Below are 12,527 nucleotides of genomic sequence, written 5' to 3' on the forward strand. Positions count from 1 at the left end.
TCATGATCACGATCATGAGGGAGAGCCGATGAGACGGCGACGGCTGTGGGTGACAGCGGCGGTGGCCGTCGCGCTCGTGCTGGTGGCCACCGGCCTGTACCGGCTGGTCAACTCGCGTACGTACCAGGTCGCCGGCGAGCTGGTGTCGCGGGTCGACACGACGGAGAAGGTGGTGGCCCTGACCTTCGACGACGGGCCGGACGAGCACGCCGCCGAGGTGCTCGCCGCCCTCGCCGCCGAGCGGGCCAGGGCGACGTTCTACGTCGTGGGCTCGCAGGTGGAGAAGTTCCCGAAGGAGGCGGCGGCGCTCCTCGCGGCGGGCCACGAGCTGGGCAACCACACGTACACGCACCGCAGGATGGTGTTCGTCACGCCGGGCACCGTCGCGGACGAGGTGGGGCGCACGAACGCGCTCATCCGCGCCGCCGGGCAGCGGGGCGAGATCACGTTCCGGCCGCCGACGGGCAAGAAGCTCGTCGCCCTGCCGATGTACCTGGCCGAGCACGGTCAGCGGACCATCATGTGGGACGTCGAGCCCGACTCCGGCAAGACGCCCACGGCGGACGAGATCGTGGCGGAGGTGCGGGCCCGGACGCGGCCGGGCTCGATCATCCTGCTCCACCCCTGGTACGGGAGCGGGGCGAACACGCGGGCGGCCATCACGGGCGTGGTGTCGGCGCTGCACGCCGAGGGCTACCGGCTCGTCACGGTCTCAGAATTGCTGGCGAAGGGGCGGAAATGATCGGATTCACCCCGCCGCCCGCCACATCAGCGGGGCCGGCGGGGGCAGGTGACCGCTCATGAGCGACAACCACGACGAACGTCCCGAGAATCTGCCCGACACCGTGACCGGACTCAACGCGGAGAGCGACGTCGTCGCCGAGCGGTCCGGCGCCGGCACGTCGCGCTCCGGCCGCCCGATCCCCGCCGATCCGCCCGAGGCCCAGTCCGCCTCCGACACCGACGCGGGTGCCGATGCCGGTGAGGAGGCCGCGGCGGAGCCGGATGGGGAGCGGCAGACCGGTGGTGCCGGAGAGGAGCCGGAGGTGCGCCCCGACGCCGGCCCGACCGGCTGACCACCGCACCCCGGAACGGCCCGTGCCGGTCGGGCGGACGGCCCGTGCCGTCAGGCGGGCGCCCCGGGACGGCAGGCCGGCGTCAGGCGGACAGGTGGTGGGCGCACTCGTCCCGGTAGCGCAGCGTCAGCTCCCGCACGCGGCCCGGGTCCGCCAGCACGGCGCGGGAGACCGACGGCACCACCGTGTGCCGTACCGGATGGAACAGCCGGGCGAGGTCGGCGGGTGAGACCCCGTGCGGGCCGACGCCCGGCACGAGGACGGGACCGTTGAGACGGTCGAGAGGGTGGCCGGCGGACGCGCGAGCGGCATCGCCCGTCGAGCCGGCGACCCCGCTGACCGCCGAGCCGGCCGCCGCGCCGATCACCACGCCGACCGGCCCGAGCGGCGCCCGGCCCGCGTTGGCCGCCTCGACGCCCGCGAAGACCTGCCCGGCCAGAGACTCCTGGAACCGCGCCGCCTCCGGGCCGGAGGCGCCCGCCAGCACGAAGACGCCCGCGTCGTTGGCGACGGCCGAGGTGATCGCCCCCTCCAGCGCGCCGAACCCGAAGTACGGGCTGAGCGTGACCGCGTCGACCGCGAGGGGGCTGCCGTGGTCGAGGTACGCCTCGGCGTAGGCCGCCATCGTGGCGCCGATGTCACCCCGCTTGGCGTCCAGGACGACCAGCGGGCCGGCCTGCCGCAGGTCGGCGATGACCGACTCCAGCACGGCGACGCCGCGGCTGCCCCAGCGCTCGAAGAACGCCGGCTGCGGCTTGACCACCGCCGCCACGTCGCCCACGGCGTCGGCCACGGTCCGGCTGAAGCGCTCCAGCCCCGCCGGCGAGTCGTCCAGGCCCCACGCGTGCAGCAGCCCCGGGCTGGGGTCGATGCCCACGCACAGCGGACCGTACTTGTCGAGCCTGGCCCGCAGCCTGGTCCCGAACGGCTCATTCATCGCCCAGCCCCCCTCGTGAACGTTCGCAGAGTAATCCCCGCCGGTCGGGCGCGGAAGATTTCCGACGCCGCCGGTATGGGACGACGGCGGGGACCCCTCTGCTCACATCCAGGCCGTGGAACCGTCCGGGCGGGTCGGCACCTTCCGGTCCCAGCGCACCCAGTCGTCCTCCCGGAGGGCGTCCTCGTCGATCTCGACGCCCCAGCCCGGCCGGTCCGGGCGCAGTTCGAGATGCCCGTCCACCGGCAGGTAGGGATCGGGGCACCACGACACCTCGTCGGGTTTGTACTCCAGGATGGCGAAGTTGGTGGCCACCGCCGCGAAGTGCACGTTCGCCGCGGTGGCGAGCGGTCCGAGCGGGTTGTGCGGGGCCACGGGGACGTAGTGCGCGTCGGCGATGGCGGCGATCTTCAGCAGCTGCGTCATCCCGCCGACCACGCAGATGTCGGGCTGCACGATGTCGGCTCCCTGAGCCGTCAGCAGCGCGAGGAACTCGTGCGGCGAGTACAGCGACTCGCCCGTCGCCAGGGGCACGGCCAGCTCCGACCTGATCCGCCCCCACGCCGGGAGGTGCTCGGGCCGGATGGGCTCCTCCAGGAAGAGCGGCTGGTGCGGGGCCAGGGCGGCGCCCAGCTCCACGGCCTGGCGGGGCTCCCAGAGGCAGGCGTGCGCGTCGAAGGCGAACTCCCACTCCTCCGGGTGCCCGGCCCGGACCCGGCCGAAGTACGCGCCGAGCTCGTTCGCGACCAGCCCGGACCGCACCCGGTTCGGGTCACGGCGGTACGGGCTCAGCTTGAACGCGGTGAACCCGAAGCGCTCGTGCAGCGCCGCGGTCCTGTCCTGGAGCTCGGCGGGGTCGGGCGCCGAGTACAGGCCGGCGTAGACCCGCACCCGGTCGCGTACGGCGCCGCCGAGCAGCCGGTAGACCGGCACGCCCACGGCCTTGGCGGCGATGTCCCACAGCGCGAGGTCGATCGCGGCGATCGCGGCCAGCCCGAGGGCCCCCTGCGGGAAGCGGCAGGACTGCAGCAGGAACTGGTTGACCCGGCTCGGGCTCCGCGCGTCCATGCCCTTGACCTGCTCGAACAGGTAGTCGAGCAGCGGCGGGTAGGCCAGGTCGGGTCCGTGGTTGTAGACCTCGGACCAGCCCGCGGTGCCGTCGTCGGTGGTGATCCTCACCAGGATCCGGGGGCGGTCGCCCACCCGCTGGCGGAAGGTCTCCAGTGACGCGATCCTCATATGCGCAGCTCCGTCCCCAGCTCGGGCACGGCCGAGCGCCACGGGCTGATCGACTCGGCCACCTCCGCCGCCACGGCGGCGGTCACCGGATGACTGGGCGGGCGCACCTCGCGTCGGCACAGCCCCAGCTGGTGCATCGCCTCCTTGACCACGGAGACGTTGTCGGCGGCGCGGTCGCGGGCCCGCAGCTCCTCGAAGTGCCTGATCCGCCGCCATACCCGCGTCGCCGTGTCGTAGTCGCCGTCCCGCAGCGCGGCGAGCATCTCCAGCGACACGGCCGGGGCCACGTTGACCAGCCCGGAGGTGAACGCCCGCGCCCCGGCCTGCCAGTAGGCGGGGGCGTACGACTCCGCCAGGCCGGCGATCCACAGCAGGCCGTCGCCCGCCCGCGCCTTGGTCGTGGCGAACACGACCGGGTCCGGCACCGAGTACTTCAGCCCGACGACGTTCGGGGCCCGCTCCACGAGCCGGGCGATGTCGGCGCCGGACACCGCGGTGGTGCTGAGGTACGGCAGCACCCCGAGGTCCGGCACGGCGGCGGCGATCGCCGCGTTGTACTCGACCCATCCGCGCGCCGACAGGTACGGCAGCACGGGCTGGTGGATCATGATGGCGTCCGCGCCGGCGTCCCGGGCGAAGCGGGCGTCCGAGACGGCGGTCGGCACGTCCAGCCCGACCCCGGCGACGATCGTCGTCGTGGCGCCGCGGGCGGAGACGACGCTGGCGAGAGCGGCGCGACGCTCGCCGGGGGTCAGCGCGTAGAACTCGCCGGTGTTGCCGTTCGGGGTCAGCGCGGTGATCCCGTTGTCGACCAGGCGGCGGGCCAGCGCCACGGCCCGGTCGTGGTCGATCTCGCCGTCGGCGGCGTAGGGCACCACGGGGATGCCGATGACGGTGCTGAGCCGCTCCTTCAGATCCGCGGTGTCCAGGTCCGCGGTGCTCGGACGGGCGCTCATGACGTGGTCCTCTCGGGAGACGGGGGAGCCGTTCCGGCGGGCTCCGGCGATGGGGTGACGGGCCTGACGCGCACCCAGAACAGATAGATGGCCGCGCTGACGAGACAGCTCGCCGCGGCCCCGACCAGCGGGCCGACGTAGGAGCCGCTGCCGGCGCTCAGGAACAGGCCGATCGCGATCGGGCTGATCAGGTTGCCGAGCTGGGAGCCGAAGTTCTGGAACCCGGCGATGGAGCCGACGCTGGCCGGGGACGACGCCACCTCGGCCGGGAGGCTCAGGATCGCGGCTCCCGCGAACGAGTGGGCGGCGCTGCTGACGGTGAGCACGACCATCAGCAGGACGTTGCTCTCGATGAACGGGGCGAAGCCGATGCAGGCGCTCAGCCCGAGCCCGGAGACGATCGGGATCTTCCTGGCGGCGTTGGTCGACATCCCCGACGCCAGCATGCGGTCCGAGGCGATGCCGCCGAGCACGGTGGCGCCGATGGCGATGAGCGCCGGGATGGCGCCCACCATGCCGAAGTCCTCCTTGCTGAACCCGCGGTCCTTGAGCAGGTAGCTCGGGTACCAGGTGAGGAAGAAGGCCCCGGCGAGCGAGCGGAAGACGTACCCGGTCATCAGCGCCCACACCTGGTTGTCGCGCAGCAGCCGGCCCCACGGCACCTTCTCGCTGGACGCCCCGTCGGCCGTCCCGCTGTCCGTCGCGTCGCCCTGGTCGGAGCGGATGTGGGCCAGCTCCTCGGCCGAGACCCGCGGGTGCTGCTCCGGGTGCCGGTAGACCAGGCGCCAGCCGATGAGCCACGGGATGCCGAGGACTCCGATGACCAGGAACGACAGGCGCCAGCCGCCGAGGACGGCCAGGGCCGTCACCACCGGGACGGACAGGGCGGTGCCGATCTGCTGGCCCATGTCGAACAGGCTCGACGCGAACGCCCGCTCCTTGCGCGGGAACCACTGCGAGACGACCTTCACGTTCGCCGGCTGCACGGGCGCCTCGCCGACGCCGAGGCCGAGCCGGGACACGATGACCCAGCCGAAGCTCTGCGTGAGGGCCATCAGCGCCGTCCACACCGACCACCAGCCGACGGCCATCGGATAGATCACCCTCGGGCCGAACCGGTCCAGCAGCCAGCCGGACGGGATCTGGAACAGGGCGTAGGTCCAGAAGAACGCCGAGAGCAGGACGCCCTGGACGGCGGGGCTGATCTCGAACTCCTCGGACATGAACGGCATCGCGACGCTGAGCGCCGCGCGATCGAGGTAGGCGATCGTCAGGCCGAGGGCCGAGAAGCCGACGATGGTCCACCGCATGCGGCTGCGGGCGCGGGCCGACGGCGCGCGCGTCGGCGTAGAATGGGTCATGGTTGCTCCTCTGACGGGGGTACCAGAGACGCTCCTTGAGGGAGCGTGTGTGTTCTCAGAGACGCGGCCCGGGATCTTGGCGGAGAACGGGCCGCTTCTCGCGCTTCATCGGGTGGCTGCTTCCCTCCTCAGGTGCCTGGCCACGAAGCCTTCGATGTGCCGGCGGACCAGTGTGGCCGCGCCGTCGCCGTCGTTCTCGCGCACCTTGGCGAGGATCGCGGCGTGCTCCTCGGCCTCCTCCTCCCATGACGGGCTGCGCGACCACGACGCGGCTGACACCAGCGCGGTCTGGTCCCGGAGCCCGTCCAGGGTGCGGACGAGAAGCGGGTTGCCGCAGCCCGCGTAGAGACCTCGGTGGAAGTCCCGGTTGGCGATGCTGCGCTCGGACGCGTCGGCGGCCTGCGAGGCCCGGTCGAGGGCCTGCGCCGCCTCGGAGAAGTCGGCGGCGGCGGCGACGCTGCGCCGCACCGCCTCCGGTTCGAGGAGCAGGCGCATGTCGTAGACCTCCAGCGCGTCCTCGTCGCTCAACTGCCGGACCGTGGTGCCGGTGTAGGGACGGATGACGACGAGCCCCGTGCTCTCCAGCGCCTTGAGCGCCTCGCGCACCGGTGTCTTCGAGACGCCGAACTGGCCGGCCAGGTCGCTCTCGACCAGGGGGGTCCCCGGCTTGAACCGGCCGTTGAGTATCGCCGCCTTGATGGTCTCCAGCACGTGTGCCGTACGGGACGGCAACGCGCCGGGACTGAAGACTGGCATCGCCACGAAGACTCCTCCTGAGCTGGCGCATCATATGCGATGTATGAGATGCGACTTTAGGACTAATCTGGGCATACGGCAAGGAAACGATGCCGTGACGTGACCGAAACATCCTCCAGCCGGCCGAGCGCCTGTCTTGTCCGGCTCGCCGCGGGGTAGATCACCCTGCATGTACGAGATCGCCCGCCGGACGCTGACGCTCGGCACCGAGCCGCCGCACGAGGTCACGGTCACGATCGGCGTGCCCGTGGAAGAGCCCACGGGCGAGTGGTCGTGCCCGTACCGGATCGACGGGCTGGCCGGATGGGAGCACGAGCGCAAGGTCACCGGCGTCGACTCGCTGGAGGCGGTGGACCTGGCGCTCGCCATGGTCCGGGCCGCGCTGGCCGGCTCCCACGAGGCCAAGGAGGGGATGCTCACCTGGGACGAGGAGCCGGACGGCCGCCGGCCGCGGACCGTGTACCTCTCCTGGGACAAGGACCACGACATCGCCTACCTCGCGATGAAGCACGAGATCGTGCCGGGTGAGGCGGTGCGCCAGGAGACGGCCGGCCGGGCCGTGCTCGACTACGGCGCCTCCGGTGAGCTGCTCGGCGTCGAGCTGCTGGACGCGGCGACGCTCCTCCCGCCCGAGCTGCGGCTCTAGACGTCCCGCCCGTTCCGGACGCGTGCCTCCTCGTTCAGCGTGCCCGCTACGTGTCCCGGGCCGTGGAGCGAGTGCCGCCGGACAGCAGCCACCGCCAGCGCGGCACCTCGAACACCACGGTCGCCACGGCCAGCACCGACACGACGACCGCCACCGCCGCCGGCCAGGCCACCCACGACGCCGCCACCGCGGCCACGAGCTGGAGCAGCACCAGCAGGATCGTCACGAACCCCGGCACGGGCACGATCACGCTCCGCTTGTCGCCCGGCGTGGAGAACAACGTCGGCAGCCCGATCAGCACGACCACCGACAGGACGGCCAGCGCGACGGAGTGGGGGGCCAGAGCCCACGGGGTGGCGACCCAGGCGATCAGCTCGGTGGCGAAACGCAGCGCGGACCCGGCGGGATCGTCCTGGCGGACAGGAGTGGACACGCGGGCACCCTACAGCCACGCCGTGGCCGGCCGGCAGGCGCCCGCCTGCACCTGTCGGAGGGCACCGTACGCAACTACCTGTCCTCGGCCATCGGCAGGACCCGCACCCGCAACCGCGTCGAGGCCGTCCGCCACGCCCAGGCGCAGGGCTGGCTGTGACGCCCCCGGGACCGCCCGGCCCCGCCGGGAGCCGCCGCCGGGAAGGAGGCGGCTCCGGCGAGGTGAGGGGGCCTAACGACCGCTGGTCACCCCGTAGTACTGGAGGGTCTGCACGGACGGCTTGGCCGTGACCTGCGCCGCCGAGGTGGCCTTGGCGACGACGGTCCCGCCGCGCGACGCCGACGCGGAGACGGCGCCCGTCGCCAGGGGGAAGGTCTTGGCCGAGACGCCCGCCGGCGCGGTGTACGTCTGCTTCTGGCCGCCCACCGTGACCGTGACGGACGCCGAGGCGGTCAGCATCGTCAGCACCTCGACCGTGTCACGCGCCGCGGTGCTGCCGCCGCGCAGCTTCATGAGCTTGGTCTGCGCGTAGGCCGGCGGCGCCGCCGCCGGCTGGACGCGGTGGGTGACGTACAGGACGTCGTTCGTCACCTTGGGGCAGCCCAGCTTGAAGCAGGTGAGGTAGTAGGAGCTGATGTCCAGGTACGTCCAGCCGTTGTTCGCGGACGGGGCGAACTGGGTGCCCTCGGAGTAGTCGTTCCAGGTGGTGAGCTGGACCCAGTCGGCGCCGCCGTCGATCGCGCCCGTCCAGGTGAGGCGGAGGTTCTCGGTGTTGCTCGCCTCGTCGTAGACGCCCTGGTTGGGGCGGGAGTCCTGGGCCGACACCGGCTGCATCCAGATCTTGCCCATGGTGTGGGCACGGCCGATGTTGGTGGACAGGCCGGCGTTGGCGGTGGTGTTGCGGTTGCCCCAGTTGGAGAAGCCGTAGCTGATGGAGGCGAATGCGTCCCGGTTCTTGTTGAAGTCCAGGAACGTCGGCACGAGGGCGACCTTGATCCCGTGGGCGGTCTCCATGGTCTTGATCCAGGCGGACCACCAGGCGGCGGTGCGGTTCTCGGCCTTGAACGGGGCCACGACCAGGCGCCCGTCCGCCAGCTTGTACACCGAGGACGACGCGGCGAGCTTGGCCAGCGACGACGCGAGCGTGGCGCTGTCGACCGAGGCCAGGCCGTTCATGTCCGGCATCAGGACGATCCGGAAGCCGGGGTCGACCGCGGCGGCCGCCTTGACCAGGTTCTGCACCCTGGTCCAGTTGTTGCTGGAGACGGACAGGATGTCCACGGTGAACCCGTCCAGGCCCGCCGCGATCGCCTGCCGCACCTCGGTCTTGAGGTCCTCGACCGCGTAGTCGCCGGTCAGCGGTGACCTGCCGATCGGCCGGTCCCGCAGCAGGCCGCCGTACGCGGAGTGCTTGCCGCTCTCGCCCTCGGGCTTGAGGTAGTTGCGGGCGTAGTAGTCGCTCGCCGGGGCCTGGTTGTCCAGGGAGATCGGGTACGGCGGGAAGTAGTGGGCGAACACCTTCCTGCCGGAGGCGCGCAGCTTCGACGCGGACGCCAGGGTGAACGGCAGCGGGCCGTCCGTGCTCTCGCCGCCCTCGTCGTCGCCGGTGGTGCCCTCCGTGTAGGTGACGGTGAGGCGGGGGCCGTCGCCGGCCGTGGCCTCGGCCGAGTGGAAGACCGCCTGCGCCCCGGCCGTGCCGGTGATCGCGAACGCGTAGGCGCCGTTGCCCGTGAACGCCCCGGAGACGTCGAGCTGGACGTCCTGGCCGCCGGTCAGGCCCTTGGCGGTGGCCAGCGTGGCGCCGAGCGCCGGCCGGTTCGCCCAGGTGGCGGTGTCCGACCACGTGCCGCTCACCCTGCGCGCCGCCACCGAGCTGTCGGTGGTGCGGGTGGCCTGGAGCTTGAGCGTCAGCTTCACGTCGGTCGCGTTCGCCGGCAGGCCCGCCACCGTGAACCTGACCAGTGCCTGCCGCTCCGCGGCCGCCTTGCCGTCGCAGGTGCTCGGGCAGGCCGACAGCCAGGTGTGGGCGGCGTGCTCCTGGGACGGGCTGGCCTGGCTCAGGTAGGTGTCCTGGCTCACGTCCACGGTGACGCTCCTGGGCGCGGCCTGGGCCCCGCGCGCGGCGGTGACGCCCCTGGCCGCCTGGACGCCCAGGGGGGCGCCGGCCTCGGCGTACGCCTGGGGTGCCGTCCCGGCTCCCGCTCCGGCGACCACCACGACGGCCGCCAGCCACGCGCGTAAACGGTTGGGCATCGATCCTCCACTGATCCACGAACCCCGGCCCCGTGATCATGGGCCGTCCTTCAGGGATCAAGACTGGGGCATGTGGGATTCGGTCGCCCGGCATTCCCGATATTTCATGACCACTGGAACGATCTAGCTGGGAACTGTGACCTCCGCCCACATCGCGCGGGTCAGCCGGCGGGCCGTTCCTCCAGCTCACCGGTGCCCTCCCACCGGTCCTGCGCGGCCATCACCTCGTCCGCGTGGTCGAAGGCCCACTCGCCCAGCCGCTCGATCGGCTCCAGCAGGCTCCGCCCCAGGCCGGTCAGCTCGTACTCCACGCGGGGCGGCGCCTCGGCGTACGCGTGCCGCACCACCAGGCCGTTGGACTCCAGCCGGCGCAGCGTCTCGGTGAGCACCTTGGGGCTGACCCCGCCGATCGCCGCGCGCAGCTCGCCGGGCCGCCGGGGCCCGTGCCGCAACGCCCACACCACCACGGCGCTCCAGGTGTTGGCGATCAGGTCGAAGGCCAGCCTGGCCTGGCAGTCGGCGAGGAACACCGTTGACCCCCTCGATACGCACCGAATGGTGTGCGACGGCCTTCGTACCGTCGTCCCGTCACACTTCTACACGGTTGGAGCGCAACATGCGGATCGGCATCCTGGGCGCGGGCGGCATGGCCGACGCCCTCGGCACCCAGTGGCATCGCGCGGGTCACGAGGTCATGATCAGTGGCCGCGACCCGGAGAGGACCGTCGCCCAGGCCGCCCGGATGACCCGGGCGGCACAGGCCCGGGAGCGGGAGGTGCTGACGGGCACATTCGCGGAGGCGGCCGCCTTCGGCGACGTCGTGATGGCGGCCGTCCTGGAGGCGGGCCTGACGGACGTGCTCGCGGCGGCGGGTACGGCGCTGCGCGGCAAGCCGCTCATCGACGTGACCAACGTCCACCCGGACGCGTACGACCCCACGCGTCCGATCGCCGGGGCGGCGGCGGATCTCACAGGGGCACATGTTGTGAAGGCGTTCAACCTGTGCCACGTGGACGTGTGGCGCATGACGCCGCCGGTCTTCGACGGCAGGCCGCTGGCCGTGCCGCTGTGCGGGGACGACCCGGCCGCCCTGGAGCCGGTACGGCGGCTCGTCACGGACCTCGGCTGCACGCCGCTGGACGGCGGGGGACTTGCCAGGGCCACCCTCCTGGAGGCCACGGCCGCGTTCGTCATCGGCCTGTGGTTCGCCGGAGCGGACGCCCAGGCCATCCTCACCCCGAAGGAGCACGCCGGGGTGTGAACCGAACCCGTCAGCCCTGACGGGCGAGGTGGTCGGCGTGGCGGATCGGCTCGGGAAGCCGGTAGCGGGGCGACAGGCGCAGCGCCTGCTCCGTGGCCGTCTCCAGGGAGATGCGATGACCGGGGGAGACGTACACCGGCTTGACCCCCTCCCGCGTGCGGACGGCGCGGCCCACCGTCGAGCCGTTCAGCGTGATCGGCGTCCATGCCCCGCGCTCCGGCCCGGGGGTGGCGTGGTCGCCGACGAACGGGGTCTTGCCCACCCCCATCGCCGGCAGGCCGGTCAGCACGCCCAGGTGGCAGGCCAGGCCGAAGCCGCGCGGGTGCGCCACCCCGTACCCGTCGCACACCAGCAGGCCGGGCGTGGTCGTCAGGCGTTCGAGGGCCCGCACCAGCGCGGGCAGCTCCCGGAAGGCGAAGAGCCCGGGAACGTACGGGAACCGGGCCTCGTCCTCGACGGTCACCTGCTCCAGCACCGTGAGCGTGGCGGCGTCGAGGACCACCACGGCCGCGCGCACCCGGTCGTCGCCGTCATAGTGGACGTCCAGGCCCGCCACCGAGGTGAACGTCGTCGGTCCGGTGAGCTCGACGTGCGGGCGCAGGCGGTCCTGGATGGCCTGCGCCTCCTCGGCGGTGGCCGGCCACGGGTGAAGCTGGTTCACGAGCACATGATCAATCTAGCCGGGCGGCGGCCGGCCTCCGCGTCCGGAGGCCGGCCAGTCTGTCGTGTAGATCTACCGGAATGTCAGCAAGCAACCCGGCTTCGGTGACAAAACGGACAGCCCCTAGCATGTCCTGGTGATCGTCGGAGACGTGCTGGGGCTGCTCGGCGTCGGCGTGGCGGCCGGGGTGGTCAGCACCGTGGTGAGTCTCGCCTCGATCGTGTCCTATCCCGCGCTGCTCGCCTTCGGTCTCCCGCCGCTCGCCGCGAACGTCACCAACACCGTGGCCCTGCTGTTCACCGGCCTGGGCGCGGCGGCCGGCTCGCGGCCGGAGCTCGCGGGGCAGGGGAGCCGGGTCCTCAGGCTGGGCTGGATCACCGCGCTCGGCGGCGCGGCCGGCGCGACCCTGTTGCTGATCACGCCGTCGCGGACGTTCGAGCTGATCGCGCCCTGGCTCATCGGCGCCGCCTCGCTGCTCCTGGTCCGCCCGCCGTCGGCGCGCAAGCACGCCGAGCACGGGACCCTGGCGAGGATCGCGCTGTTCGTCGTGGCGATCTACATCGGCTACTTCGGCGCGGCGGGCGGCATCCTCATGTTCGCGGTGCTGTCGGCGATGCTCGACCAGGCGCCGGCCCGGACGAACGCGGTCAAGAACGTGCTGTCCGGGCTGGCCAACACGGTCGCGGCCGTGGGGTTCGCGCTGTTCGGGCCGGTCGACTGGGGGGCGGTGGCGCCGCTGGCGGCGGGATTCCTGCTGGGCGGGTGGCTCGGACCGAAGATCGCCCGGCGGCTGCCGGGGCACAGCCTGCGCTACCTCGCCGCCGCCTGCGGCCTGGCGGTCGCCGCCAAGCTCGGGTACGACGCGTACGCCTCCTGAGCGGCCCACGTGCCGACCTGGGCGGGGCTGCGAGCCGCCCGGCGGGTCCGCGGGCGGCCGCGCCGGGCGGA

The 12,527-nt window shown here is 72.7% G+C and carries 14 protein-coding genes and 1 pseudogene; 6 read left to right on the forward strand and 9 right to left on the reverse strand.

Annotated elements, in window-relative coordinates:
- Nucleotides 1-28 precede the first annotated feature (28 nt).
- Both AB0H64_RS28360 and AB0H64_RS28365 read left to right on the forward strand, forming a co-directional pair.
- Entirely contained in the window at nt 29-742 is a 714-nt protein-coding gene (locus tag AB0H64_RS28360) for a polysaccharide deacetylase family protein (RefSeq protein ID WP_357630405.1), read from the forward strand.
- A 58-nt stretch (nt 743-800) separates the two neighbouring features.
- A complete protein-coding gene (locus AB0H64_RS28365) occupies nt 801-1,076 on the forward strand; it encodes a hypothetical protein (RefSeq protein ID WP_357630407.1) in 276 nt (91 codons plus the stop codon).
- An 82-nt stretch (nt 1,077-1,158) separates the two neighbouring features.
- Here the strand turns inward: AB0H64_RS28365 and pyrF are convergent, their stop codons facing one another.
- The 5 genes from pyrF to AB0H64_RS28390 form a co-directional block, all read right to left on the reverse strand.
- Nucleotides 1,159-2,013, reverse strand: a complete 855-nt coding sequence (pyrF, locus tag AB0H64_RS28370) for an orotidine-5'-phosphate decarboxylase (RefSeq protein WP_357630409.1) — start codon at nt 2,011-2,013, stop codon at nt 1,159-1,161.
- Nucleotides 2,014-2,115: 102 nt separating this feature from the next.
- Nucleotides 2,116-3,252, reverse strand: coding sequence for a mandelate racemase/muconate lactonizing enzyme family protein (locus tag AB0H64_RS28375; protein ID WP_357630412.1), 1,137 nt, complete (start codon nt 3,250-3,252; stop codon nt 2,116-2,118).
- A complete protein-coding gene (locus AB0H64_RS28380) occupies nt 3,249-4,208 on the reverse strand; it encodes a dihydrodipicolinate synthase family protein (protein WP_357630413.1) in 960 nt (319 codons plus the stop codon). The genes AB0H64_RS28375 and AB0H64_RS28380 overlap by 4 nt, the downstream gene beginning before the upstream one ends.
- A complete protein-coding gene (locus tag AB0H64_RS28385; RefSeq protein ID WP_357630416.1) occupies nt 4,205-5,569 on the reverse strand; it encodes an MFS transporter in 1,365 nt (454 codons plus the stop codon). The genes AB0H64_RS28380 and AB0H64_RS28385 overlap by 4 nt, the downstream gene beginning before the upstream one ends.
- A 105-nt stretch (nt 5,570-5,674) precedes the next feature.
- Nucleotides 5,675-6,325 (reverse strand): GntR family transcriptional regulator, encoded by a 651-nt coding sequence (locus tag AB0H64_RS28390; protein WP_357630668.1) that lies wholly within the window; start codon nt 6,323-6,325, stop codon nt 5,675-5,677.
- A gap of 169 nt (nt 6,326-6,494) precedes the next feature.
- On the opposite strand from AB0H64_RS28390, the gene AB0H64_RS28395 reads away from it, so the two are divergent.
- Nucleotides 6,495-6,971, forward strand: coding sequence for a DUF2283 domain-containing protein (locus AB0H64_RS28395; protein WP_357630419.1), 477 nt, complete (start codon nt 6,495-6,497; stop codon nt 6,969-6,971).
- A 46-nt stretch (nt 6,972-7,017) separates the two neighbouring features.
- Here the strand turns inward: AB0H64_RS28395 and AB0H64_RS28400 are convergent, their stop codons facing one another.
- The gene (locus AB0H64_RS28400; RefSeq protein ID WP_357630422.1) at nt 7,018-7,404 is read right to left on the reverse strand and encodes a hypothetical protein; all 387 of its coding nucleotides are present in this window, start codon (nt 7,402-7,404) and stop codon (nt 7,018-7,020) included.
- A 39-nt stretch (nt 7,405-7,443) separates the two neighbouring features.
- On the opposite strand from AB0H64_RS28400, the pseudogene AB0H64_RS28405 reads away from it, so the two are divergent.
- Nucleotides 7,444-7,563: pseudogene (locus AB0H64_RS28405) on the forward strand (LuxR C-terminal-related transcriptional regulator); the annotation flags it as partial.
- A gap of 72 nt (nt 7,564-7,635) precedes the next feature.
- Here AB0H64_RS28405 and AB0H64_RS28410 read toward each other — a convergent pair.
- Nucleotides 7,636-9,657, reverse strand: coding sequence for an endo-1,3-alpha-glucanase family glycosylhydrolase (locus AB0H64_RS28410; protein ID WP_357630425.1), 2,022 nt, complete (start codon nt 9,655-9,657; stop codon nt 7,636-7,638).
- A 161-nt stretch (nt 9,658-9,818) separates the two neighbouring features.
- Nucleotides 9,819-10,187 carry a helix-turn-helix domain-containing protein gene (locus tag AB0H64_RS28415; protein WP_357630427.1) on the reverse strand — a complete coding sequence of 123 codons (369 nt, stop codon included), beginning with the start codon at nt 10,185-10,187 and terminating at the stop codon, nt 9,819-9,821.
- Between the two features lie 86 nt (nt 10,188-10,273).
- On the opposite strand from AB0H64_RS28415, the gene AB0H64_RS28420 reads away from it, so the two are divergent.
- A complete protein-coding gene (locus AB0H64_RS28420; protein ID WP_357630430.1) occupies nt 10,274-10,918 on the forward strand; it encodes an NAD(P)-binding domain-containing protein in 645 nt (214 codons plus the stop codon).
- Between the two features lie 10 nt (nt 10,919-10,928).
- On the opposite strand, the gene AB0H64_RS28425 is transcribed toward AB0H64_RS28420, so the two are convergent.
- Nucleotides 10,929-11,585, reverse strand: coding sequence for an endonuclease V (locus AB0H64_RS28425; RefSeq protein ID WP_357630433.1), 657 nt, complete (start codon nt 11,583-11,585; stop codon nt 10,929-10,931).
- A 130-nt stretch (nt 11,586-11,715) separates the two neighbouring features.
- Here AB0H64_RS28425 and AB0H64_RS28430 point away from each other — a divergent pair, with 130 nt between their 5' ends.
- Nucleotides 11,716-12,456, forward strand: coding sequence for a sulfite exporter TauE/SafE family protein (locus tag AB0H64_RS28430; protein ID WP_357630436.1), 741 nt, complete (start codon nt 11,716-11,718; stop codon nt 12,454-12,456).
- Nucleotides 12,457-12,527 lie beyond the last annotated feature (71 nt).

The organism is Nonomuraea sp. NPDC050733, assembly GCF_040654215.1.
In the GTDB taxonomy this organism is placed as follows: domain Bacteria; phylum Actinomycetota; class Actinomycetes; order Streptosporangiales; family Streptosporangiaceae; genus Nonomuraea.